Raw genomic sequence first — 26,324 nt, 5'->3', positions numbered from 1 at the left:
ATACCGATGAATACCCTACTGTTATCAGAAAAGACCAAAGAGTATTGGATCAATGAGTTCAAACCACCTTTGTCAGGATGGAATATGTTCACTGATTATCCCAAACATCTATCCGTTACAGAGATTAAGCGAACGACTTTTATACTGGATGTTAGCAGAGATCAAATGGGTCATTTTGAGGGACATTTCGATTTGCAGACATGGATGTTAACCTGCTATGTTATATTCCTTTATAGAATGAGTGGAGAAGAAGATCAGATTGTTGGAGTAAAAAGAAGTAACGGAGAATTGATGCCAGTACGGATGGTTATTAACGGGAACATTTCCTTTAGAAAGCTGTACCAGCAGCTATCCGCTAAGCTCAAAGTAGACCATTCTACTCCTCTATCCCTAAGTGAAATTGAGCACATTATAGGACATTCTCCAATTATAGAGACCCTATATGGAGTAGACAGAACCTACGCACCTAGTTGCTTAAACTGGTATGTGAACAAAGGAGATGGTCAATGGACGATTGATATCTCCTATCATCAAAATTTATTCAAAGAGAGTACGATTCGTAAGTTCGCAGGTCATTATCAATGTATTGTTCAAACCTCGCTGGTCGATGACAGCATTGCTATAGCAAGCATTCCTATTCTTACGGAAGAAGATAAGGATGCGTATGACAAACTTAATGATACGTCTACAGTATTGCCTGACGCTTTGAATGTTCCTGCTATGCTGGAGGAGACCGTGCGGCGGTTCCGTGATCGTATTGCCTTATCATCCGGCCCGCAAGAGCTCACATATGGACAACTTGATAATTTGTCCAATCAAGTGGCTCATATGCTACAACAGCGGGGATTGTTTAAAGGCGGATTTGTATCGATATTCATGGAGCGAAGTATCGAAGCTGTGATTGCTATGCTAGGTGTTTTGAAGGCTGGGGGAGCTTATATTCCCCTTGATCCCGAGCATCCAGATGATCGGAACGCCTATATTATTTCCGATACAGACTGTCCTGTTGTCATTACAAAAGAGTGCTATACCGCTCGATTAACCACGCTGCTTGCCGGGAGAAATTTAGACGATGCCATTTTTTGTATGGATACGGGTCTTGATGGATATTCAGATGATCCTTGTAATGTATCTGTCACAGGGGATGATGTAGCCTATGTTATCTATACTTCTGGCACTACGGGTAAACCTAAGGGTGTCTTAATTCCTCATGTTGGGGTGATTAACCTGGCAGTGGATACGGTGAACCATTTGCAACTCAGTGAGCAGGATGTCATTCTACAGTATTCTACATTCAGCTTTGATGCGTCCGTGTACGATATATTCAGTTCCCTTTGTAGCGGATCTAGATTACATTTGCTGACGGGTGAAGAGCGTTTTTCGGTGGAAATGTTCACTTCAGCTATTCAATATACGGGAGCAACACGAATTGGTATTTTGCCAACTGTATTTTTCAATCAATTATCCACTTATCTCATTGATGAGGATGCGTTGAAATATACGGGAATCAAAAGCTTTGTTATTGGTGGCGAAGCGTTGACTGGAGAGGTCGTACGGACATTTCAGCAGAAACTTCATCACAATCCCGTGATCGTGAACGCTTATGGGCCAACAGAAGTTACAGTTGTGACGACTACGCATACCATTGATTATGTAGTTCCTGAACACACATCGAGCGTATGTATTGGTCAACCCATCTCTAACTACGAAGTGCTAATTGTAAATGAACATAACCAACCTTGTCCGCTGAACGTCATGGGCGAGCTATTGATCCACTCCGTTGGTTTGGCTAAAGGTTATCTGAACCAGCCGGGATTGACCGAGAAGGCCTTTGTATTAGATCCGGTTCATCCAGAGTCAGGTAAGAAATATTACCGTTCTGGGGATTTGGTGCAATTGCAAGAGGATGGTATTCACTACATGGGCCGGAAGGATTTGCAGGTAAAAATCAGAGGTTTTCGAATCGAGATTGGGGAAATCGAAGATAATCTGGCTAAGCATGAATACATCAAGGATGCGGTTGTGATCCCTAAGTTAGATGCTGACGGTAATAAAATGTTAGTCGCATTCTATACTTCGAAGGCGGGCGAGGTCCTAACGAAGAATGAGCTAGTGCAATTCCTGAAGACCAAGGTTCCTGTATACATGGTTCCTAGCTATTTTTATGCTGTGGAGTCGTTACCTGTTTCCCCTACCGGCAAAATAGACCGTAAGCAACTAGCGCTGCTTGAAGTGGTAACCGAGGATGAACAGGACGCAGATTATATGGCTCCTCAGAACGATCTGCAACGAGAAATTGCTACCGCTTGGGAGAGTGCCATTCATCGTACAAATATAGGCATTCAGGATGATTTCTTCGAAATTGGGGGGCATTCTCTAAAAATATTGGAGATATTAGTCAAGTTAAAACCACAGTTCCCTAGATTAAAAATAAACGACTTCTTCTTATTTCCTACGATTGAGAAATTGGCAGAGAGAGTAACCGCATTGAACCAATCGGCTCCTGAAGATGAGATGGACCAGGACAATGGTGAGATTAGGGATCTAGCTGAATATCCACTCTCCTTTATTAATCCATTCATCAAGGATACAGAATACAGCCAGCAGCATATTCTGTTAACTGGGGCTACGGGGTATTTAGGATCACGACTTCTATACGAGTTGCTAAACCGGAAGGACAATGTCGTAGTTTACTGTTTGGTCCGTCCGTCTTTAGGGGAGGAACCACGTCAACGTCTTACCCATGTGATGAGTAGTTATTTTGGTCAAGAAATAATAGAGAAGCTGGAGAACCAGGTCATTGTCGTTCAGGGTGATTTGGAGAAGTACAGTTTGGGATTAACGGTGACTAACACTGAATTGCTACGGCAGAAAGTGGATTCTATTATTCATTGCGGAGCTGAAGTGAAGCATTTCGGTGAGGCAGAGTATTTCAATCGGGTGAACGTTGAGAGTACATATTCCCTGCTAGGGTTGGTCAGAGGCAAACGAAATGCTCGCTTCCATTTTGTCTCAACAGTAGGAATTCCAGAAGAATTAGCCTTGAGCGGCCAATGGGACCAGTTCACGAGTAGGGAGTCGTATGATCATTCGGTCTCTCTCGATAGTGTATATACGAACAGCAAGCTAGAAGCAGAAAAGCTGGTTGTACGTACTTGTGAAATGGAAGGTGTTGCGGCAACCGTTTATCGAGTAGGCAATCTATCTTGTCATTCGCAAACGGGCGTATTCCAACGGAATATTGATAGTAATGCTTTTTATAGAATGCTGAAAGCTATGATTCTATTGAAGAAAGCACCGCGGGTTAACTGGCAGGTAGATATCACGCCGATAGACTATGCAGGAGAAGCGATTATCTCTTTGGCGCTCCATCAGGGGACCGTGGGCAGAATGTTCCACATATGTAATCCTGTTCAGGTTCCGTATGTCGACATGATTGAAAACTTCAGAGAATATGGCTATTACATTGAACTTATGGATATTCGGGATTATGAATCATGGCTGTTGGATAGTAGTCAACCTAAGGATGCCAGTGGATTGGAGCTAGCCATGGCTCAGCTTGAAGGGGACGGAGCTAAGAATAGTCCTTACAGGTATACTTGCCCGCAAACGATCGAATATTTGAGAGGATCCAATGTTACATGTCAGCAGATGGATCGCTCGTTTTTCACACGGATGATTCAATATGCTATATCTATTGGTTATTTTGAACAACCGTAAATATGGGTATCTTCAGTAGGAGCAAGTAATCCAGTTCGAGCAGAGAGAACTTGAGGGAAAACCTCAGGTTCTTTTTGGTCTTGCATCTTACCCGTTATATATTCCCGTCTTTTGTTTTGGCTCTCTATGGTTTGAATTTGTTCATCTCTGGAAATGATAGAGAAGAGAGAGTCACGGACAAAGAAGATGAAAGGCGGGATGATAATGAAGCAAATCATGCTTATTACGGACGGATGCTCTAATGTGGGAGAAAGTCCGGTTATGGCAGCAGCTTTAGCTCGGGAAGATGGAATTACGGTGAATGTGGTTGGAATTGTTGATTACGGTACGATTGGTGAATTGGGAAGCATCGAAATAGCGGAGATTGCTAAAGCTGGTGGCGGAATGAGCCAATTATCAGGTACGGAAAAGCTAGCTCAAACGATGCAGATGCTGACCCGGAAGACGGTGGTTCAGACTATTCAGCAGGCGGTTAATAGAGAGATAAGACATATTTTAGGTGATCAGTCCGTAGAGGACTTACCTCCGGATAAACGTTCTCAAGTTGTAGAGGTCATTGATGAAATGGCAGAGACAAGCCCTTTGCAGGTAGCTTTGTTAATCGATGTTAGCGCTAGCATGAAACCAAAGTTAGCTGCTGTAGAAGACGCAATACGAGATATGATGCTGAGTCTTGGTGCGCGGAAGGGAGAAAGTAAGTTAGCCGTGTTCCATTTCCCTGGTCATCGTAGTGGTGAAGACGCGGTGTTAGATGTGGATTGGACGGTAGATTTAGGCTCGGCACGATCGATCTTTCAACGGCTCGCTATGAGAGGTGCTACTCCAACTGGACCGGCCATCTTGAAGGTGATGGAATTCTTCCGTTATGGTACACTTAATAGAAATGGACACGGGCTATGGCCGGAGGAGTCTTATGAAAGAGAAGGAGTTCTCGGTGATTCCGTCATATAAATCGAGCTTACCGCCAGGGACGATGGTCATCGGACGTTGGAATGGTGGTCGGTACCTCATCCAGCGTCTGCTGGGGCAGGGAGCAAATGGAATCGTATATTTGGTGAAGCAGGTGGAGAGTGCCAAGTTGTATGCGCTCAAGATGGGCTTTGACACCATTGACATACAATCGGAGATCAACGTGCTGAAAGCTCTGCAACAGCAGGGTAAGCGACGAGTGGCGGCCGAACGGAATCCCTCTTTCTTGGTGGAAGTGGATGATTATTCACTTCAGGGAAGAGAGATTCCTTTCTACGTCATGCGCTATGTAAAGGGACAACCTCTTCGTACTTTTCTTGCCCAGCAGGGCGGGAAATGGATGCAGGTTGTCGGGCTACATTTATTGCAACAATTGCGGTCTTTGCATGAAACAGGTTGGGTATTTGGTGATTTGAAGCCAGAGAATGTACTGGTCGCACCTTACGGCGAAGTCGAATTGATTGATTTTGGCGGCGTTAGTGGGATGGGACGAAGCGTGAAGCAGTTTACGGAATGGTATGACCGTGGATTCTGGGGAGCAGGTGGGCGGACGGCTGAACCATCGTATGATTGGTTCTCGTTTGCTGTCGTATGCATACATCTGTTGGCGGAGGATTCTCTAAAGAAGGCAGCTAATCAGCTCCCGCAAACTCGAAGTCATACTGATTTGTTGGCAATCGTCGGTAGCGAACCATCGCTTGCTCCTTATCGGGAATGGCTCAAGCGGGCGATCATGGGAGATTTTCGTGATACAAGGGAATCTTGTGCTGTATGGAAAGAGCTCACATTGGGGGCGCGTACCCAGCGAAAGAGGATAAGACGTTCGACACCTAGGTGGATGGTAGGAGCATTTGTAGTATCGCTTAGTTTACTCATCTGCGCAGTTTATTTGACCCTTCGATTCTAACTATCTGGAGAATACATAAGCAACCAAGGGAAAGAGGAGGATATATGAACGATCCAAGCATGAACCGTTTGGTGGAACAAGTTCGCCGCACCTCTCGGGAATATCATTTATGGTCTCCTGGAGATTGCATCATAGTCGCAGTATCCGGAGGGCCGGATTCTGTGGCTTTATTGCATATCCTCAATCAACTAGCTAGGGATAATGAAATGTGCTTGAACCTCGTGTGTGCTCATGTTAACCACGGATTCCGCGGGCTGGAATCGGACAAGGAAGCGGAGTTTGTTGCAGAGATAGCAGCTAAGCTTGATATCCCATTTGAACTCGGTAGTTTCGACGTTCCAGCTTATATGAAGGAAACAGGTAAAGGGACGCAACTAGCAGCACGGGAGAAGAGATATGAATTTCTACATAGTGTAGCTGATAAATATGGAGCCAAATCCATCGCCCTAGCTCATCATGCAGATGATCAAGCGGAGACGGTTATGATGCGTTTGCTACGTGGGAGTGGACCAACGGGTCTAGCAGGCATGAAGATCACAAGGCACGAAAGAAATGTGGAACTTATTCGCCCCTTACTTCGTATATACAAGACGGAACTGGTCCGGGCGTGTCAGTCGGCTAACATTCCTTATGTAACAGATAGCAGTAATCTGTTGAATAAATATGATCGAAATGCTGTGCGTTTGGATGTGCTACCTTTTTTGGGGCAATATAATGGACAGTTGGTGGCTTCGCTAAATCGTCTGGCTGAGGTAATAGGTGATGAAGACGACTACATGCAACAAGAGGTGGTTCATGTCTACGATAATTTAGTATCTCAGGTTGATGGAGGTCTGGCCTTCAAAGTTCCACAGTTTGCATCCTTACATGCCGCTTTACAACGGAGGTTGATTAAACTAATATTAGATTATCTGCCTTTTAACATGGAAGAAAGTGACTTTGTTAAGATCGAAGCGATTCGAAAAGGGACGGTTCAGAACCGGCCCACGACTTGGAGTCTCGATCTTGGTGGTGGATTATGTTGTTTGCGGGAATACGATATCATCCGGTTTGTTTCGAATGTGGCGGATCGTGATTTATCTGGTTATAGTTACAGTGTAGATCCATTTCGCACTGAAGTGCCCATTCCTTGGGCGGGACATAGACTGCATTTTTTGCGGTCCGAGGCAGAACATATCGTTAAGCAGAGTAATAAGGTGGGTAAGGACGAGGCAGTATTTGATGCGGATCAATTGGTCTATCCGCTTACAGTCCGTTCCCGGCTGCCGGGAGACATCATGAGAGTTATGGGACTAGATGGGAGCAAAAAGGTGAAGGATATTTTTATTGATGAAAAGATTCCCCCCTCTCTTCGATCTCAGATTCCGATTGTGAGTGATGCTGAAGGCCGAATTCTGTGGATTGCTGGCATTCGTAGGTCCACAGTTGCCATGGTGACCCAGCATACGTCTTCCGTTATGCGGATTACCTTAGTTGCGGGTAGCGAGTAACAATACCCAGGTTATGGTTAAGTTCAGGCATTCATAGTATAACGTAGGAGGTTTACCTAACTTGCAGAATGATATTCAGGAAGTTCTAATTAGTCAGGAAGAAATCAAGGAGAAAGTTGCTGAGCTAGGGCAACGTCTTAGTAAGGAATATGAAGGACGTAATCCACTCGTGATTTGTATTTTGAAAGGCGCTTTTATTTTTATGGCGGACTTGGTGAAGGAAATTACAGTACCGATCGAACTTGATTTTATGGCTGTGTCTAGCTACGGTAACTCAACCAAATCATCCGGAGAAGTAAAGATCATCAAGGATTTGGACACTTCAATTGAAGGACGCGACATTCTGATTGTGGAAGATATTATCGATAGTGGACTTACACTAAGCTATTTGGTAGATGTATTGCAACGTCGTAATGCAAAATCAGTCAAGATCGTTACTTTGTTTGATAAGCCATCTGGCCGAACAATTGATTTGGAAGCTGATTTAGCAGGGTTTATCCTACCTGACGCATTTGTTGTTGGTTATGGTTTGGATTATGCTGAGGGATACCGCAATCTTCCGTATGTCGGAGTACTGAAGCCAGAAGTATACACCAAGTGAATTAGGGGCTCTTTGGGCCTGTTACCCATATCACCTCATTCTACATTCTGTTTTTTGTAAAAGCGTGAAGGACTATGTTAAAATAACTTAAGGTTTTGAGAGGAGGTAGGGGATGAATCGGTTCATCCGGAATTCTGGGTTTTATTTGATACTTTTCTTAGTCGTGGTGGGCATCGTGCAATTCCTCAACGGTGGAACAGAAACAACCGTCACCCCTAGGTACGATGAATTGCGGCAACAGTTGAAAGATAACAATGTTGCTGAACTAACCGGGAAATTTGACGGTTACGCCTATCAGGTAACCGGTAAGTATAGGGAAGCCGTCGAGGAAGGCAAGACCAAGACGAAGAACTTCGCCACGTTTATTCCTTTTGACGAGAATGTCTTGAAGGAAATAACAACCTACAGCGATCAAAATGACTTCCAATTGACTTGGAAGAAGATGCAAGGCGAGAGTATTTGGCTCACCTTCCTAACATCGATCGTACCATTAGCCATTATGTTCATTCTGTTCTTCTTCCTGTTTAATCAGGCGCAGGGTGGCGGCGGCAAGGTCATGAACTTCGGTAAGAGTAAAGCTCGTCTTTATAGTGAAGAGAAGAAGAAGGTTACTTTTGAGGATGTAGCCGGAGCTGATGAGGAGAAACAAGAACTTGTTGAGGTTGTTGAGTTCTTGAAAGATCCACGGAAGTTCACTGCCGTTGGCGCACGGATTCCAAAAGGGGTGCTACTTGTTGGCCCTCCAGGTACAGGTAAAACGTTGCTAGCTCGTGCAGTTGCGGGTGAAGCTGGTGTACCATTCTTCAGTATTTCAGGTTCTGACTTCGTCGAAATGTTCGTCGGTGTCGGTGCATCCCGTGTACGGGATTTGTTCGAGAATGCGAAGAAGAACTCCCCATGTATCATCTTTATCGATGAGATCGATGCCGTAGGTCGTCAGCGCGGTGCTGGACTCGGTGGTGGACATGATGAGCGTGAACAAACACTTAACCAATTGCTCGTAGAAATGGACGGTTTCGCAGGTAACGATGGTATTATTATGATCGCTGCAACAAACCGTGCAGATATTCTTGACCCGGCATTGCTACGTCCAGGACGTTTTGACCGTCAAATTACGGTTGACCGCCCAGATGTGAAAGGCCGTGAGTCAGTACTTAAAGTACATGCGCGTAACAAGCCGTTAACCAATGACGTGAAGCTGGATGTTGTCGCTAAACGTACCACTGGTTTCACGGGCGCTGATCTAGAGAATTTGCTAAATGAGGCAGCTCTCTTGGCGGCACGTCGTAATCGTAAAGATATTTCGATGCGTGAAGTGGATGAAGCAATTGACCGCGTTATTGTCGGTACTGAGAAACGCAGTCGCGTGATCAGTGATCGTGAGAAACGGATCGTTGCTTATCATGAAGCGGGTCATACGATTGTTGGATATTTCCTAGAGCATGCTGATATGGTTCATAAAGTAACGATTATTCCACGCGGTCGCGCTGGCGGATATGTTATTATGATGCCGAAAGAAGATCGTATGCTAGCGACCAAACAAGAATTGCTCGACAGAGTGACTGGATTACTTGGTGGCCGGGTTGCCGAAGAATTGTTCATCGGTGAAATTGGTACAGGTGCATACAGTGACTTCCAACAAGCAACAAGCATTGTACGTAGCATGATTATGCAATATGGTATGAGTGATAAGCTTGGTCCGATGCAGTTTGGATCCTCTCAAGGGCAAGTATTCTTGGGTCGTGATATCGGACATGAGCAGAACTATAGTGATCAAATTGCTTATGAGATCGATCAAGAAATGCAGCATTTCATTAGCAGTTCGTATGAACGTTGTAAGCAGCTTTTGACTGAGCATTCTAAAGAGCTTCACCTTATTGCACAAACGTTGCTTGAGGTTGAGACATTAGAATTGGATCAAATCAAATCGCTTATTGAGACGGGTAAATTGCCTGATGCGGTCGCGACTAACGATGAAGGAGATGGCGGTTCAACTGTAACTGGTGAGCCTGTCATTGATAATGTTGGTGATGTTCGCGTTCGTATTCAAGGAAAAACAGAGGAGTCGGGATCGTTAGCACCACTTGGTGATATTCCTAATGATGAGCCAGCTCCAACTCCAAATGATATCATTAGCGAACCAACGGTGGATGAACCTGCGGATAGCGTTAATGATGCACCGGAGAAACCGGATCATGATGATTCTGATAAAGGTCCAGGAAATGGTGGTAACACACCAACCGTTTAATTTTATCTTTACCTGCTTCTCACATGTAAGAATGTAGAACAATTCATTAAGCCCGGGAAACAGTTTTATGTTTCTCCGGGCTTTTGTTGTATTTATTATTTTAGCAGATTGACAGCGCAACTTTGCTTGTGTAAATTAGTTGTTAAACACCGCAAAGTAATTATTTAGTATATGGAGGATTACGCTGGAAATTAGAGTGGAGCTCCGAAACAAATAAACTTTAGCGTTCGCTGCCTAGCATCGTGAAATTTTATACTTTCTTATCGATTTTAGGCGTATTCAATGAATAGCATTAATAAGATGTATGATAGAGAGAGTCTGCGGCAGTGAACCGCAAAGCATCAAGGGGGAGGCTAATAGGTGGAAGCTCAAGCACAGGAACGGAAGGCTGAGATGAACCGCGAGCTGCGGGAGAGACTGATTACGTTGAAGAAGGAACGTAACGCTATTATTCTAGCGCATTATTATCAGCGTGATGAAATTCAGGAGGTCGCCGATTTCAGAGGCGATTCGTTTTTGCTTGCCCAGAAAGCGGCTTCAACGGATGCGGAAGTCATAGTTTTCTGCGGGGTTCATTTTATGGGGGAAAGCGCCAAAATTTTGGCTCCTAATAAGACTGTACTCATTCCCGATGAACGTGCAGGTTGTCCAATGGCCGATATGGTCAATGTAGACGGTTTGCGTAAAATGAAAGCTAAACACCCTAATGCTAAAGTTGTAACGTACATTAACTCTTCAGCAGAGATCAAAGCAGAAACAGATATTTGCTGTACATCTTCCAATGCGGTTAAAGTGATTAATTCAGTCGATGCTGACGAAATTATTTGGGTACCAGACAAAAATTTGGGTCATTATGTTCAGCAGCATACAGACAAGAAGCTAATCATCTGGGAAGGGTATTGTAACACCCATGATATGTTGACCATAAAGGACGTAATAGAGATGCGTGCGCTTCACCCAGGTGCGGAGTTTGTAGTACATCCTGAATGTCGCCCAGAAGTAGTAGCAATGGGTGATTTTGTTGGAAGCACGACAGCAATCCTTGACTATTGTAAAAATTCCACAAATAAAAAGTTCATTGTTGGGACAGAAGACGGTACGGGATATCAGTTACGGTTGGACAGCCCAGATAAAGAGTTCCACTTTGCGACAAAATTCCTTGTCTGCCCTAACATGAAAGTAAATAATTTGAAGAAGCTAGTCAAATGTCTGGAGACAATGCAACCACAGATTTATGTGCCTCCTGCCATTGCCGATCAAGCTAGAACCTCCCTAGAGCGCATGCTACAAGTAAAGTAGTATGCGCTACTCTCTTGTTCAAGATAGGTGACGTAATTGATTCCACAATACTTGGTTGATTTTGATGTTAATGAACTGACAGTAATCGATACGGACGTTATTGTGATTGGATCTGGCATCGCGGGTCTATTCACAGCAATTAAAGCGAGTGAAGATCGCCGTGTCATTATGATTACTAAGAAATCGCTGCTTGAAAGTAATACGAGATATGCCCAGGGAGGAATCGCCGCCGTTATCTCTGAAGAGGATTCACCTCAGTATCATCGGCAAGATACACTGCTTGCTGGAGCGGGATTATGTTCCTCAGATTCCGTGGATATTCTAGTTAATGAAGGCCCTGGAGGTGTGCAGGAGTTAATTAAGCTCGGTACTTCCTTTGATTTGGAGAATGGAGAATTAGCGCTTACTCAAGAAGGTGCACATAGTCATCGTCGTATATTACACGCTAATGGTGATGCAACCGGCTATGAAATTGTACGTGCATTGGCGGAGCAAGTCACCACGCATTCGAACATCGAAGTATGGGATAACCATTTTGTAATTGATTTAATTACAGAGGAGAATGAATGCTTAGGGGCTTTAGTCCAGCACCCAGATGGGAAGAAGGTATTTCTTCGCGGGAGTGCGACGATTCTGTGTTCGGGTGGCGCGGGTCAGTTATATCGTTACACGACGAATCCAGAAGTGGCGACAAGCGATGGTATCGCTATGGCCTATCGCGCAGGAGCGTTGATTCGAGATATGGAATTTATCCAATTTCACCCGACCTCATTATGTTATCCTGGAGCGCCGAGATTTTTGATCTCCGAGGCTGTACGTGGCGAAGGTGCTGTTCTCCGTAATATTAAAGGTGAGCGATTTATGGAGAAATATCATGAACTATTGGAACTTGCGCCTCGGGATATCGTGGCAAGAGCTATTGTTAGCGAGATGGAAGAGACAGGGTCAAGCCTAGTCTATTTAGATATTACGCATGAAGCACCCGAAACGATCAAACATCGTTTCCCAACGATTTATGAAACTTGTATTGGATACGGACTCGATATGACTACAGACTGGATTCCCGTTGCACCCGCTGCGCATTATATGATGGGGGGCGTCAAGACGAGTCATCATGGGGAAACTAGTGTGAATCGCTTATTCGCTTGTGGAGAAGTATCGTCCACAGGGGTTCATGGAGCAAACCGCTTAGCTAGTAACTCACTGTCGGAAGCCCTTGTGTTTGGACGGAGAATTATTGATCGCATTTCCCAGTTGGATCGTTTAGAAAAAACAGGGAAAGGTATTTCCTACAAGGCTAATCGCGAAGAGAAGGCAATCACACCGATTGTTGAGCTACGTATGAAGCTCCAAAGAATTATGGTTCGTCAAGTGGGGCTACGTCGGACGGGTGAAGGACTGCTGAAAGGATTACAGGATCTAAAACGACAACTGCCGATTTTTGATACCGTACTACATACACGAGAACAGTTGGAATTTGCTAATATGCTTACTAGCGCTTTGTTACTAGCGGAAGCAGCACTTGCGCGTGAAGAGAGTCGGGGCGGACATTACCGCGAAGATTATCCAGAACGAAATGATATAGAGTGGCGCAAACATATTTTACAGCATCGCGAAAAAGGAATGTCGGAGGAAATTAGTGATGATGTTTAACGGATATAACGCAGAGTTAATTGAATCGATTACCGGTTGGCTAAAGGAAGATGTTGGATCTGGAGATGTCACAACTCGTGTGACCGTGCCCGCTGGGCATCAGTCTAAGGGAATCATCCATGCCAAGGAAGATGGAATTATCGCCGGGATGCCAGTTTCAGAATTGGTGTTTGAGGTCGTAGACCCAGCGCTTTCATTTACCGCATGTGTTCAAGATGGTCAATTTGTGACTAAGGGAACGGTGTTAGCAGAGGTAGAAGGAAGTACGCATAGTATTTTGACAGGTGAGCGATTGGCTTTAAATCTGTTGCAACGTCTATCAGGTATTGCTACACGGACAAGCCAGTATGTGAATGCGATCGGAGGTTTACCGGTTCGATTGGTCGACACAAGGAAAACCACGCCAGGACATCGTATGCTGGAGAAGTATGCTGTTCGTACGGGTGGTGGTGCCAACCATCGTTTCGGATTGTATGATGCCGTAATGATTAAGGATAATCATATCAAAGGTGCAGGCGGAATTGCTGGCGCTGTTAGTCGTGCCCGTGCTAACATCCCACATACGATGACGATTGAAGTAGAGACGGAGAGCTTAGAGCAGGTTGAAGAAGCTCTGGCTGCAGGGGCCGATATTATTATGTTGGACAATATGGCACCTGATCTGATGAAAGAAGCAGTACGCCGGATTAAAGCTAAAGCCCCTCATGTAACTGTTGAAGCTTCTGGTAATGTCTCACTACTTACTATTCGTGCAATTGCTGAGAGTGGTGTAGATGTGATCTCCGTGGGACGGTTGACATATTCCTTTGATTGCTTGGACATTAGCCTGGACATCAATGAGAAGAAGGAAGGGTGAAAAAACCAATGTTCCTTGTGATAGATGTAGGTAACTCAAATATCGTGCTTGGAATCTATAGGAACCGTGAGTTGCTTCATCATTTCCGACTTGCGACGAACCGGCAGTCAACGGTGGATGAATATGGTGTTATGATTTACAATTTATTTCAAATGTCTAAAATTAATGTAGAAGAAATCGAAGGGGTCATTATTTCTTCGGTTGTGCCTCCACTCATGCATGTACTTGAGGAACTCTGTGAAAAATATATGAAGAAAAAGCCGATGGTTGTTGGTCCTGGCATAAAGACTGGACTAAACCTACGGTATGAGAACCCGAAAGAAGTAGGAGCAGACCGTATCGTTAACGCTGTTGCTGCGATTGAAAAGTACGGTGGTCCGTTAGTCGTCGTCGATTTCGGTACCGCAACGACATTTGATTGTGTTGACGCGGAAGGTAATTATCTCGGCGGCGCAATTGTACCGGGTATCGGTATTTCTACAGAGGCACTTTATTTGCGAGCATCTAAGCTGCCGCGGATCGAACTCGAGAAGCCGAAGAAAGTGATTGGGCGGAATACCGTTACAGCGATGCAGGCAGGAATTATTTTTGGCTATGCCGGTCAGGTTGATGGGATTGTTGAACGGATCGCCGTTGAGATGAACGCTCAGCCTAAAGTGATCGCAACCGGCGGTCTTGCTGAATTGATCGCGAGCGAGACACGTTCCATCCAAGAGGTTGACCCGCGTCTGACACTTGAGGGCCTCCGCATCATCTATGAGCGGAACCAGCAATAGGAACTATTTTTGCTTTTACAACGAGGTGAACTTTTCCCAAGGGGAGAATATCTAATCATCCAAATGTTGTAATACAATGCAGCCACAATAGCGCCTACCACAGCACTATTCTTTTGTAAGAGCGCCAGAAGCAGAGCGTACCCGAAGGGTACAAGCGGCTATGGCGCTCTTTGTTGCTTGAAACGTCAAGAAGTACGAGCGATTTGACAGGTAACTCGGGAGAGCCTAAAGTAAGACATACCCGCAAGGATAAAGTGTTCTAAACAAACCCATGCGCATCTCCGAAAGGCACAGAAGCGGGAGCGCCTATGTTATTTACCCGTTACCTAAGCGGGGTTAGAGGGCGATTTGGATAAGATAAGAACACTGTGATGAGAGCAAGAGAAAACTTAAGGAGGACATTATATGAACAAACAAATAGAAAAGGACCGCCTAATCCGCGGTACTGCAATGGATGGTAAAGTACGCGCATTTGCGGTACGAACTACACAACTTGTGGAGGAACTACGTCGTCGTCATGACACCTTTCCTACAACAACAGCTGCACTAGGACGTACAGTAACAGCAGCGGCTATGATGGGCGCTATGTTGAAAGGTAACGAGAAACTTACGATCCAAGTGAAAGGTGATGGCCCGATCGGAAGTATCGTCGCGGATGCGAATGCCAAGGGAGAAGTCCGGGGTTATGTAAAGGAGCCGCATGTTCATCTTCCAAGTAACAGTAAAGGGAAATTAGATGTAGCAGGTGCTGTTGGTACGACGGGCTTCATTCATGTGACCAAGGATTTAGGTCTGAAAGAGCCTTATCGGGGAAGTGTACCTATTATCTCCGGCGAACTTGGAGAGGACTTCACATATTATTTTGCTATATCGGAGCAAACACCTTCTGCAGTTGGACTAGGAGTGCTGGTGGATGTTGATTCTTCTGTCATTGTAGCAGGTGGATTCATCATACAGCTGCTTCCAGGATTGAGTGACAGTGAGATCAATGCTATTGAACATGCGGTAGGACAAATGCCTCCGGTTACATCGCTATTGGATCAAGGCCTCGATCTTGAGGAGATGCTTAGCTGGTTACTGCCTGATATAAAGGTGTTGGAGGAGATGGATATTAAGTTCACCTGTAACTGCTCTCGGGAGCGAGTTGAGCGGACACTGATCAGTTTAGGTAAGGATGAGTTAGTTGATCTGAATGAGGCTGGAGAAGAGACCGAAGTTGTGTGTGATTTTTGTAATGAAGCATATACATTTAGCGTAGAGGAAGTACAGACGCTTATTTCGCAGACAGAGAAGTCGAACTTAGATACCCACTAATATGAATTACCCCCTCCCTTTGGACTTCAATTGTTCCTTATAGCATAGGCTGATATTGAAGGCAGGTAATTTTTTTAGGCACTTATTGACAACTCCGATCGGTGTTGTTAAGATAATGATATCAAAACCAACTTATCCACTCGGAAATAAATGAAAGTGATATATATTCGCTTTTATTTTTACAACTAGAAGAATCGTTCTTATATTAAATTACTATATTTCCCAAAGGGAGGGCTTTTAGATGGCAAAAGTCGTTAATAGTGTAACTGATCTTATTGGTGGTACTCCGTTAGTTCGTCTGAATCGAATCGTTCCAGAAGACAGCGCAGAAATCTATGTGAAGTTAGAATACCAAAACCCAGGATCCAGTGTGAAAGACCGTATTGCAATCAGCATTGTTGAAGAAGCGGAAAAGGCTGGCCAACTTAAGCCGGGCGGCACAATTGTTGAAGCAACTAGTGGTAACACAGGAATTGGACTTGCTTTGGTAGCCGCTGCAAAGGGTTATAAAGCAATTATCGTAATGCCAGAAACAATGAGTATCGAACGTCGCAACTTGCTACGTGCTTATGGTGCTGAATTAGTACTGACACCTGGTTCAGAAGGTATGAACGGAGCAGTAAAGAAATCTCAAGAGATTTTGGCTGAAAACCCAGAATATTTCTTCGCGGATCAATTCGGGAATCAAGCCAATGTTAAGATCCACCGTGAAACAACTGGACCGGAAATCGTTGAAGCTATTGAGTCTTTGGATGGCCAATTAGACGCTTTCGTGGCAGGAATCGGTACAGGCGGAACTATTTCTGGTGCTGGTGAAGTACTGAAGAAACGTTTCCCTGATGTTAAGATTTATGCTGTTGAACCAGCTGGTTCCCCTATTCTAGCGGGCGGCAAGCCGGGACCACACAAAATCCAAGGTCTAGGTGCAAACTTTATTCCGGCAATTTTGAATCGTGAAATCTATGATGAAATCATTCATATTGAGAACGATGAAGCTTTCGAACAGGCTCGTATTGTAGCCAAAGAAGAAGGTATTCTATCCGGTATTTCTTCAGGAGCTGCTGTGCGTGCTGCACTGAAAGTTGCGAAGGAACTGGGTAAAGGTAAACGTGTAGTTGTTATTATTCCAAGTAACGGTGAGCGTTACCTTAGTACTCCGTTGTACAACTTCGAAGCTTAATTTCATTAAGACACATGATCCTCGCGTAAGGATCATTTATCAACCCTCATGGTTACCCTTAAATGGGTGGCATGGGGGTTTGTTTTATGAAGATAAGGAATGAATAACAAGGAGTTTCAAACTTGCTTGGCTTCTAGTATACTAGCAAGCAATAGAATGCTAAACGAGGGTTGGAGGGTCTTACCGAAGATGGAATGTATAACATCATGGGCACAGTGGAAGCAATGGGCGAAGGAAGAACAATGGACCTGTCTTCCTTATGCCGTTAAATGGAAGTCACCCAAAGGGCTACCAGCAGATTGGATGTCGGCTTGGGAACGATCGCAGGCTTACTCCTTTGTGCTGGAGAGTGGTAAAGGGGGGCGGTATACTTTTCTCGGATTGAATCCAATCTCGGTTATTCGGGGTAAGGGCGACACTGCAGAAGTTGAATATGTGGCCTCTGGGGTGAGAACACGTCTACATGGTAAGCCGTTGGAAGTGTTACATCAATGGATGGCTCCATTCAAATCACCTTATTTATCCGAGCTTCCCAAATTTAGTGGCGGAGCAGTAGGTTTTCTTGGTTATGATGTTGTAAGATCGCTGGAGCGTCTTCCTCATCTTGCGGAGGATGATCTTGGACTAGACGATTATGTCTGGATGCGAATGGAAGAATTGTGGGTTGTTGATCACGAGCAGGGAGAAATCTATGCTATCGTTCATTCCCAGCTTGATCATCTCGCCTCAGGTTTAAGAAGCGATGGAGAATTAGAAGTTGTCTACAGTGAGGCTGAAGATAGAGCAATAAGAATGGTAGCGCACTGGAATGCTATTGTTGATGACGCGAACACGGATAGCACAATGGATCGAGTAGCAAGTCGGCAGAAGACAATAAACCAGGTTGATAGAACTACTCCTTCATTACTAGACGATACCGTTCTGGATCATTCAACTGTATCCTTATCTCAGATAGATTTCGAAGCGGCTGTAAGGAAGATTCAGGACTATATCCGAGCTGGAGATGTATTTCAGGTTAACCTGTCGCTTAGGCAGAGTATTCCTTTGCAGGCCTCGCCGGAGGAAATCTATGAATGGTTGAGACTGCTGAATCCTTCTCCTTATATGGGGTTGTTACGGTTGCCTGATTTCCAGTTGGTCTCCGCTTCTCCTGAGCTTCTAGTGAAGCTGGAGCAAGATGAAGTTAGTACAAGACCGATTGCTGGGACAAGGCGGCGGGGTACTTCGCCGGAAGAAGATGCAAAGATGGCTCAAGAGCTACGTAGCAATGAGAAGGAGCAGGCTGAGCATATCATGCTCGTTGACTTACTGCGAAATGATGTGGGACGTGTCGCGCGGTACGGCTCCGTGCAAGCGAGTGAGCTACTAAGCATCGAATATTATTCGCATGTCATGCACTTGGTATCCCAAGTGGAGGGCATCATTCAGGACGGAAAGACCCCTTATGATGTCATCGCCGCCTTATTCCCCGGTGGAACCATTACCGGAGCCCCAAAGGTAAGGACGATGGAGATCATTGAAGAGTTGGAGCCGGTCACCCGAGGTCCGTATACAGGAGCTATGGGATGGATTGACTATAACGGGAATATGGAATTAAATATTATTATACGTACATTAGTAGTAAAAGATGGATTTGGTTATATACAGACGGGAGCTGGCATTGTTATTGATTCAGTTCCTTATCGCGAATACAGGGAATGCCATAATAAAGCTAGAGCCATCGTTTTGGCGGTGTTGCTTAGTCAGAATACTCCGGGTGAAGGCCAAGAACAGGGGATGAAATAATGATACTGGTTATTGATAACTACGATTCGTTTACTTACAACTTGGTACAGTACTTGGGAGAGCTTGGAGAAGAAGTCACAGTTCGCCGTAATGATGAAATCGATCTACAAGGGATCGAGGACATGCAGCCGAATCATATCTTGATTTCGCCGGGACCTTGCACACCAAATGAAGCTGGGATCACACTTGCGCTCATTGAGCGATTCAAAGGAGTTATACCTATCTTTGGCGTTTGCCTAGGCCATCAAGCGATCGGTCAGGCCTTCGGTGGAAATGTAATACGCGCTGAGCGGCTTATGCACGGGAAGACCTCGCCGATTCACCATAACGGACAATCGGTATTTACAGGACTCCCATCGCCTTTTACAGCAACTCGGTATCACTCTTTAATTGTTGAACGGGATAGCCTGCCGGATTGTCTGGAGATTACTGCGGAAACCGAAGAAGGCGAAATTATGGGGTTACGTCATAAACAATATGCTATAGAGGGAGTTCAGTTTCATCCAGAGTCAATCATTACGGATCATGGACATCAAATCCTTCGTAATTTTCTGAACCCTAAGACGGAAGTCCAAGCATGAAATACATCGGGGTGAATGGGAAGCCCACCCCTACTGCTGAAGCCGTGATTTCCGTAATGGATCACGGCTTCATGTACGGAGTGGGTCTATTTGAGACATTTCGTACATACGGGGGGCGTCCCTTTTTGTTAGAGAGACATTTGGAACGTCTGAGACAGGGATGTCATAGCTTAGGAATCCGCTATATTGGCGACCCTGATCAGGTGGCAACTGAAATACAAGACTTAATGCAGGCAAATGGCCTTCAGGAGGGGTATATTCGTTTTACCGTTTCGGCGGGCGAAGGTCCACTCGGACTTCCTTCAGACGACTACGTGAAGCCTACAGTCATAGTATACGTCAAACCACTTCCAGACCCCGGGACTCGGCTCTATACCGAGGGTAAAGAGCTATGGCGTCTCAGCACACGGAGAAATACGCCGGAAGGTGATATCCGCTTCAAATCGTTACATTATATGAACAATATTTTAGCAAAAAGGGAACTATCTCAATATAAACCGAATCCAGCTCTCCCAATCGAGGGGCTGCTGCTTACGGAACAGGAATATTTGGCTGAAGGTATAGTAAGCAATTTATTCTTTGTGCTTGGTGGCACCCTATATACACCTAACATTGGAACTGGCATTCTCCCTGGGATTACACGTGCTGTTGTATTGGAAATGGCAGAGGAGCAGGGATTGGACAAGCAGGAGGGGCAATATACGTGGGAGATGTTAATGGAAGCGGATGAGATATTCGTTACCAACTCCATACAGGAACTAGTGCCTGTGACAAAGCTTGTAGTACCTAGATTGGAATCAACTGAAGGAAGTGCTGGAAGTTCTAATAGGATTAGTGGTGGAGAGATTGGACCCATTACGGCAAGACTATTGAGCAGTTATAGAGCGAAAGTGGGAATTTGAAATGCAACCAATGTTGTACAAACGGATTTATCGCTGTGGAGATACGGTTTTAACGCTTGGAGAGCGGACTTTGGTGATGGGCATTCTGAATGTAACGCCGGACTCATTCTCGGATGGAGGGCGCTACAATGACGTAGACCGTGCGGTTGCGCATGCACTGCAGATGGTTGCAGATGGAGCTGACCTGATTGATATAGGCGGGGAGTCAACAAGACCCGGTCATGAGCCAGTTGGAGAGCAAGAAGAGTTAGAGCGAGTAATCCCCATTGTGGAAGCCTTACATCGCGAAGCACCTGGTATTACAATCTCAGTAGACACATACAAGTCTGTAGTAGCTCGGGAGGCACTTAAGGCTGGCGGGCATATCATAAACGACATCTGGGGATTTAAACAGGATCCAGATATGGCGAAGGTTGCTGCCCAATATGGGTGTCCGGTTATTTTGATGCATAATCGACATGATCGGAATTACACGAACCTGATTCAAGATGTCGCTAACGATTTAATGCAAAGTGTGGATATTGCCAAAGCTGCTGGCGTATTGGACGAAAATATCTTACTTGATCCAGGGATTGGCTTCGCTAAGGATTATGCAGAGAACTTAAAGGTCATGCGAGAGCTGGATGAGTTGATGAAATTAGGATACCCGCTACTACTAGGTACATCACGCAAAAGATTTATTCGCACTGCACTGGATCTACCGGTTGAGGATACGCTTCAAGGCACGGCGGCGACAGTGGCATTCGGAATAGCCCAAGGTTGTCAAATCGTACGCGTTCACGATGTGCTCGAGATCAAGCGCACGGTGAAGATGTGCGATGCCATGTTGTATGCGTAGCTAATTAAGAGTGCGGGGCTTTTTAAAATAGGGTTTCAGCTGTAAAATACAAAGAAAATTTTAAAGTGGAAGGCGTGGCTTTTTTTATGGATAAAATGATACTTAGACGCATGGAATACTACGGTTATCATGGCGTGTTTGATGAGGAGCGCAAGCTTGGACAACGATATTACATCGATCTTACACTGGAGCTTGATCTACATGAGGCGGGGATAAATGACGATCTGAGCAAAACGGTAAATTATGCCGAAGTTCATGAGCTTGTCAAAGGAATCGTCGAGAAAAAGAGCTTTAAGTTAATTGAAGCGCTGGCTGAGGATATTGCATCCTCGGTTTTGGACACTTATACTATGGTAGGTGCACTTACGGTTGGTGTGACGAAACCACATCCACCATTTGATATTCATTTTGAAGGTGTGACGGTCGAGATGTACCGTTCGAGAAAGTGAGAAGTGTTATGAATATGCATTCGTCCTCTGATATATCAGAGGCTTATATAGCTTTAGGAGCTAACTTAGGGGATCGGGAGAAAACTTTAATGGAGGCTATTGCCTGCCTTGAGGAACACGCCGATATTACAGTGGTACGCTGCTCTAATTTATATGAGACAGATCCCGTAGGTTATCTTGATCAACCGTGTTTTGTAAATATGGTTGTAGCGGTGAGAACAGCATTACACCCGGAGTCCTTACTTTCTCTTATGCTGGAGATTGAACTTCGTCTTGGACGTGAAAGATTGATTCGCTTTGGACCACGAACGGTCGATCTGGATCTCTTATGGATTGAGGGGAGAGAAGTGGATACTACCTTGCTTACCTTACCTCATCCACGAATGTTTGAACGGGCATTTGTACTAGTACCTCTAGCGGATATTGTTCCGGAGGAAGAAGCAAGTGGTCTGTATGCAAGTTTGCATGAGGCTTTGGATCAGATAGAAGGAAAGGAAGGCGTTCGGTTTTGGAAGACATGCACCTGGCACGGCGCATCCGCGCTTTCCGGAAATTAAAAGGGTATACGCAGCAGGAGCTTGCAGACAAATCAGGTGTCTCACTTGCTATCCTGGGAGCTATGGAGCGGGGCAACCGCCATCCAGAAGATCGAATTTTAAATAAAATTGCAGATATTCTGAACGTAAGTTTATCAGAGTTGAAGTTACCCAAATAGATGTAGGTTTTGTTCGAAGTGATCCAAGCTTACGATGCAAGTTTTGCACGAAGTCATCCAAAGAAGCAGATACACACAAAACTAAGCGGACGCTTACGAAGTAAGTTTTGTTCGATGCTATTCATAGGAGCGTATGCTCGCAAAACTAAGCGGATGCTTACGATGCAAGTTTTGTTCGAAGTAATTCAAGAAGTATATACTCGCAAAACTTTTAGGAGGAACCATCATGCTAAAAATCGGCGACATTGAAATGAAAAATCAAGTCGTGCTCGCCCCAATGGCGGGTGTGTGCAATCCGGCTTTCCGGCTTATTGCCAAAGAATTTGGTACCGGGCTCGTCTGTGCAGAGATGGTTAGCGATAAAGCCATCATTCACGGCAACAAACGTACAAAGGAAATGTTATTTGTCGATGAACGGGAGAAGCCACTAAGTCTACAGATTTTTGGCGGGGATCGTGCGTCCCTTGTTGAAGCTGCTAAAGTAGTCGATCAACAGACAAATGCAGACATAATAGATATTAATATGGGTTGCCCAGTGCCTAAAGTGACAAAATGCGATGCAGGTGCCCGTTGGCTCCTGGAACCAAATAAAATATTTGAAATGGTATCAGCCGTAGTTGATGCCGTTAGTAAGCCGGTTACAGTAAAAATGAGAATCGGCTGGGATTCTGAACATATCTTCGTCGTTGATAATGCGAAAGCCGTTGAGCAAGCTGGCGGGAAAGCCATCAGTGTGCACGGTCGGACGCGTGAACAATTGTATACAGGAAAAGCAGACTGGGATTATATTCGCCAAGCTAAACAGGCTGTGTCCATCCCTGTCATTGGTAATGGCGATATCACTACGCCAGAAGATGCTAAACGAATGCTGGATGAAACTGGCTGCGATGGCGTCATGATCGGTAGAGGAGCGCTAGGGAATCCATGGATGCTGTATCGTACAGTGGAGTACTTGAGGACGGGCCAGTTACATCCTGAACCTGGGATTGAGGAAAAGATTCGTATAGCTATTTTGCATATGGATCGGTTATCCGCACTTAAAGGTGAGTATGTTGCCGTTCGTGAAATGCGTAAGCATTTGGCTTGGTATCTGAAGGGCTTGAAAGCTGCAGCTCGCGTCAAAGATGTGATTATGGAGGAGACCAAGCGCGACGAGATGGTGCGAATTCTTGAAGATTTTGTCGCCGAGACGCTTGCTGCTAAATCTGAAGATGCAGAATCCGCGTAACCACGGGGTACGGATGATTTTGATGAATATAATGAATTTAATGAGATAAGTCCCGGTTCATGAAACGTTTACATTTGAAGAATCGGGTGTCATTGACATTTCGCAGTGCTTCACCTATAATTTCACAGTATAAATTCGCCACAGGAGATAACTTCCACAGCATGGAGAGGTCTCTCGCTCCATAAGAATGCATATGATATTCTCAAATGATGCGTGAATTTTCAAGACCGTTGCCATAGCGGCAACTCGGTAACCTTATGGGGACGAAAGTCTAAGCGGTCGGCTATTATTGTAACTGTTTTGACTAGAAGGCGATCGATGTTCGTGCGCATAGTGCGAAAATTATTTCCATGACAGGAGAATGGGTTGAATGAGCGATAAACAAGTCATCCTTACACAAGATGGGTTGAAGAGACTGGAAGAAGAACTAGAGAATTTGAAATCAGTTAAACGCCGCGAAGTTGCGGAGCGTATTAAGGTAGCTATCGGCTATGGAGATATTAGTGAAAACTCAGAGTATGAAGATGCTAAGAATGAGCAGGCTTTTATTGAAGGACGGGTTATTACTCTTGAGAAGATGCTACGTAATGCACGAATTATTAACAACGATGAGATTGTTACAGATACGGTGAGCATCGGTTCTACTGTAACGGTGAAAGATATGGAGTACGGTGATACAATGGAATATGCTATTGTAGGCAGTGCTGAATCTGATCCACTACAGAATAAAATATCCAACGAAAGTCCAGTAGGAAAAGCAATCCTAGGTAAGAAAAAAGGCGCTGTAGTTGATGTAGCAGTGCCGGCTGGAACGATTCAATATAAAATTGTTGATATCAAGAAATAATGCGGAATTACCGAGTGAAAGAAGCTTCCCCGGTGGAAGCTTCTTTCACTGTATTTTAGAATATAAGCAAAGTATGTTACTTATATTTTAGTTCATAAGGTTGGCGTTGTTGAAAGAGACAAGCTAAGCCCAAACCAAATACAAGTCTGCAAGGAGTGAAGCGAAGATGAGTGAAGAGCATAATCAACAGGATCAGGAAGTCGAAGTTAGTGAATTGTTACAGATTCGCCGTGATAAATTGGACGAGTTACGGGGGCTAGGTATAGATCCCTTCGGAGGTAAGTATGTAAGAACACATAACGCAGGAGATATTATGCAGCAATATGATCAACTCTCTAAGGAAGAATTAGAAGAGAAGAAGGTCGAGGTTTCGATTGCTGGACGCTTGATGGCCAAACGTGGTATGGGAAAAGCAAGCTTTGCCCACATCCAAGATCTATCGGGTAAAATTCAAATCTACGTTCGACAAGATAGTGTGCCTGAGGTTAAATACTCGGCATTTAGTCTGCTTGATCTTGGGGATCTTGTTGGTGTTACAGGTGAGGTGTTTAAGACTAAGACCGGAGAAACATCGATCAAAGTTAAAGATCTAGAGATTCTATCTAAATCGCTCTACCCACTTCCAGACAAGTATCATGGTTTGAAAGACGTTGAACTAAGATATCGCCAGCGTTACATCGATCTGATCGTCAACCCTGAAGTACAACAAACGTTTATTAAACGTTCGCGGATTATTCAATCCATGCGTCATTACTTGGATTCCCAAGGTTATTTGGAAGTAGAAACTCCAACTCTTCATAGTATTGCTGGGGGTGCAGCTGCCCGTCCATTTGTTACGCATCACAATGCATTGGATATGCAGTTATACATGCGGATAGCTATTGAGCTTCACTTGAAACGCCTGATCGTGGGCGGCCTCGAGAAAGTGTATGAAATCGGGCGAGTTTACCGGAACGAAGGTATGTCTACACGTCATAATCCGGAATTCACTATGATTGAATTATATGAAGCATATGCCGACTATAAGGATATTATGGCGTTAACTGAAAATATGATCGCCCATATTGCTCAAGAAGTATTGGGTACGACAGTGATTCGTTATCAAGATTATGAAGTAGATCTAACTCCGCAGTGGCGCCGTGTATCTATGGTAGATGTGGTCAAAGAAGTCACTGGTGTTGATTTTGGAGTGCACATGACCAATGAGGAAGCACATGCTTTGGCGAAAGAACATAAAGTTCCAGTGGACGCACATATGACGTTTGGTCATATTTTGAATGCATTCTTTGAACATTTTGTTGAGGAAACCTTGATTCAACCAACATTCGTATATGGGCATCCGCTAGAGATATCTCCGCTAGCTAAGAAGAATCAAGAGGATCCTCGGTTCACGGATCGGTTCGAATTGTTTATCGTTGGACGCGAACACGCCAATGCGTTTACCGAATTAAATGATCCTATCGATCAACGCCAACGTTTTGAGGCACAAATCTTAGAACGTGAACATGGTAATGATGAAGCGCATGAGATGGATGATGACTTCATCCGGGCATTGGAATATGGTATGCCTCCAACTGGTGGATTAGGTATCGGTGTAGACAGACTCGTTATGCTATTGACCGACTCAGCCTCGATTCGCGATGTACTACTCTTCCCTCATATGCGTCCTATCGCAGCAGAGTAAGATATATTGTTATTTATAGAAACAAGTACGGCATTCTGCCGTGCTTGTTTTTTTGAATATACAGTACAATCACGGGGGGATGAAGCATCTCAACTCCTAAAGTGCAGATGTGCGGTAGAGAGCCATCCTATAGAAGGAATCAGTAATAAGATAGTCTGAATAAATGTATTTAAAAAAACTTTAAATTATTGCTTGCATGAGCCCAGGAAAGATGTTATATTATTAGTCCGGCCGATGAGAGCAACGGTTTGCAGCTAACAACTGAGAAACACCAGCAAAAAT

Annotated in this window: 22 protein-coding genes; all 22 read left to right on the top strand. The window is 44.6% G+C overall.

All coding sequences use genetic code 11. The features are described from left to right. Nucleotides 1-6 precede the first annotated feature (6 nt). The gene (locus EJP82_RS21980) at nt 7-3,720 is read left to right on the top strand and encodes a non-ribosomal peptide synthetase family protein (RefSeq protein WP_127194218.1); all 3,714 of its coding nucleotides are present in this window, start codon (nt 7-9) and stop codon (nt 3,718-3,720) included. A gap of 204 nt (nt 3,721-3,924) precedes the next feature. Then, nucleotides 3,925-4,671, top strand: a complete 747-nt coding sequence (locus EJP82_RS21975) for a VWA domain-containing protein (protein ID WP_170220271.1) — start codon at nt 3,925-3,927, stop codon at nt 4,669-4,671. Next, nucleotides 4,634-5,596: a serine/threonine protein kinase gene (locus EJP82_RS21970; RefSeq protein WP_127194216.1), complete on the top strand. Its 963-nt coding sequence runs from the start codon at nt 4,634-4,636 to the stop codon at nt 5,594-5,596. The genes EJP82_RS21975 and EJP82_RS21970 overlap by 38 nt, the downstream gene beginning before the upstream one ends. A 44-nt stretch (nt 5,597-5,640) precedes the next feature. Next, complete coding sequence (gene tilS, locus EJP82_RS21965) at nt 5,641-7,086, top strand: tRNA lysidine(34) synthetase TilS (RefSeq protein WP_127194215.1); 1,446 nt, start codon at nt 5,641-5,643, stop codon at nt 7,084-7,086. A gap of 61 nt (nt 7,087-7,147) precedes the next feature. Next, nucleotides 7,148-7,687, top strand: coding sequence for a hypoxanthine phosphoribosyltransferase (gene hpt, locus EJP82_RS21960; RefSeq protein ID WP_127194214.1), 540 nt, complete (start codon nt 7,148-7,150; stop codon nt 7,685-7,687). Between the two features lie 112 nt (nt 7,688-7,799). Continuing rightward, nucleotides 7,800-9,935 carry an ATP-dependent zinc metalloprotease FtsH gene (gene ftsH, locus EJP82_RS21955; RefSeq protein WP_127194213.1) on the top strand — a complete coding sequence of 712 codons (2,136 nt, stop codon included), beginning with the start codon at nt 7,800-7,802 and terminating at the stop codon, nt 9,933-9,935. Nucleotides 9,936-10,295: 360 nt separating this feature from the next. Next, the gene (gene nadA, locus EJP82_RS21950) at nt 10,296-11,234 is read left to right on the top strand and encodes a quinolinate synthase NadA (protein WP_127194212.1); all 939 of its coding nucleotides are present in this window, start codon (nt 10,296-10,298) and stop codon (nt 11,232-11,234) included. A gap of 36 nt (nt 11,235-11,270) precedes the next feature. After that, nucleotides 11,271-12,887 (top strand): L-aspartate oxidase, encoded by a 1,617-nt coding sequence (gene nadB / locus EJP82_RS21945; RefSeq protein WP_127194211.1) that lies wholly within the window; start codon nt 11,271-11,273, stop codon nt 12,885-12,887. Further along, entirely contained in the window at nt 12,877-13,743 is an 867-nt protein-coding gene (nadC, locus tag EJP82_RS21940; protein ID WP_127194210.1) for a carboxylating nicotinate-nucleotide diphosphorylase, read from the top strand. Before nadB ends, nadC begins: the two co-directional genes overlap by 11 nt. An 8-nt stretch (nt 13,744-13,751) precedes the next feature. Continuing rightward, entirely contained in the window at nt 13,752-14,519 is a 768-nt protein-coding gene (locus EJP82_RS21935) for a type III pantothenate kinase (RefSeq protein ID WP_127194258.1), read from the top strand. 405 nt (nt 14,520-14,924) lie between these two features. After that, nucleotides 14,925-15,833, top strand: a complete 909-nt coding sequence (hslO, locus tag EJP82_RS21930; RefSeq protein WP_127194209.1) for an Hsp33 family molecular chaperone HslO — start codon at nt 14,925-14,927, stop codon at nt 15,831-15,833. A 241-nt stretch (nt 15,834-16,074) separates the two neighbouring features. Beyond that, complete coding sequence (cysK, locus tag EJP82_RS21925) at nt 16,075-17,013, top strand: cysteine synthase A (protein WP_127194208.1); 939 nt, start codon at nt 16,075-16,077, stop codon at nt 17,011-17,013. A gap of 189 nt (nt 17,014-17,202) precedes the next feature. After that, nucleotides 17,203-18,798 carry an anthranilate synthase component I family protein gene (locus tag EJP82_RS21920; protein ID WP_127194207.1) on the top strand — a complete coding sequence of 532 codons (1,596 nt, stop codon included), beginning with the start codon at nt 17,203-17,205 and terminating at the stop codon, nt 18,796-18,798. Next, complete coding sequence (pabA, locus tag EJP82_RS21915; protein ID WP_127194206.1) at nt 18,798-19,379, top strand: aminodeoxychorismate/anthranilate synthase component II; 582 nt, start codon at nt 18,798-18,800, stop codon at nt 19,377-19,379. Before EJP82_RS21920 ends, pabA begins: the two co-directional genes overlap by 1 nt. Further along, entirely contained in the window at nt 19,376-20,281 is a 906-nt protein-coding gene (gene pabC / locus EJP82_RS21910; protein ID WP_127194205.1) for an aminodeoxychorismate lyase, read from the top strand. Before pabA ends, pabC begins: the two co-directional genes overlap by 4 nt. 1 nt (nt 20,282) lies before the next feature. Next, nucleotides 20,283-21,119, top strand: a complete 837-nt coding sequence (folP, locus tag EJP82_RS21905) for a dihydropteroate synthase (RefSeq protein ID WP_127194204.1) — start codon at nt 20,283-20,285, stop codon at nt 21,117-21,119. Between the two features lie 86 nt (nt 21,120-21,205). After that, nucleotides 21,206-21,568, top strand: coding sequence for a dihydroneopterin aldolase (gene folB / locus EJP82_RS21900; protein ID WP_127194203.1), 363 nt, complete (start codon nt 21,206-21,208; stop codon nt 21,566-21,568). 8 nt (nt 21,569-21,576) lie between these two features. After that, the gene (folK, locus tag EJP82_RS21895) at nt 21,577-22,125 is read left to right on the top strand and encodes a 2-amino-4-hydroxy-6-hydroxymethyldihydropteridine diphosphokinase (protein WP_127194202.1); all 549 of its coding nucleotides are present in this window, start codon (nt 21,577-21,579) and stop codon (nt 22,123-22,125) included. After that, complete coding sequence (locus EJP82_RS21890) at nt 22,077-22,283, top strand: helix-turn-helix domain-containing protein (RefSeq protein ID WP_211350247.1); 207 nt, start codon at nt 22,077-22,079, stop codon at nt 22,281-22,283. Before folK ends, EJP82_RS21890 begins: the two co-directional genes overlap by 49 nt. Nucleotides 22,284-22,509: 226 nt before the next feature. Next, nucleotides 22,510-23,511, top strand: coding sequence for a tRNA dihydrouridine synthase DusB (dusB, locus tag EJP82_RS21885; RefSeq protein ID WP_127194201.1), 1,002 nt, complete (start codon nt 22,510-22,512; stop codon nt 23,509-23,511). A 370-nt stretch (nt 23,512-23,881) separates the two neighbouring features. Further along, nucleotides 23,882-24,358 carry a transcription elongation factor GreA gene (gene greA, locus EJP82_RS21880; protein ID WP_127194200.1) on the top strand — a complete coding sequence of 159 codons (477 nt, stop codon included), beginning with the start codon at nt 23,882-23,884 and terminating at the stop codon, nt 24,356-24,358. Nucleotides 24,359-24,524: 166 nt separating this feature from the next. Beyond that, on the top strand, nt 24,525-26,042 hold the full coding sequence (gene lysS / locus EJP82_RS21875) for a lysine--tRNA ligase (RefSeq protein WP_127194199.1): 1,518 nt from the start codon (nt 24,525-24,527) through the stop codon (nt 26,040-26,042). Nucleotides 26,043-26,324 lie beyond the last annotated feature (282 nt).

Origin of the sequence: Paenibacillus anaericanus (genome assembly GCF_003994475.1) — a bacterium.
GTDB lineage: Bacteria > Bacillota > Bacilli > Paenibacillales > Paenibacillaceae > Fontibacillus > Fontibacillus anaericanus.
Note: the sequence above shows the minus strand (reverse complement) of the source record. Positions and strands in the feature narration are given on the sequence as shown.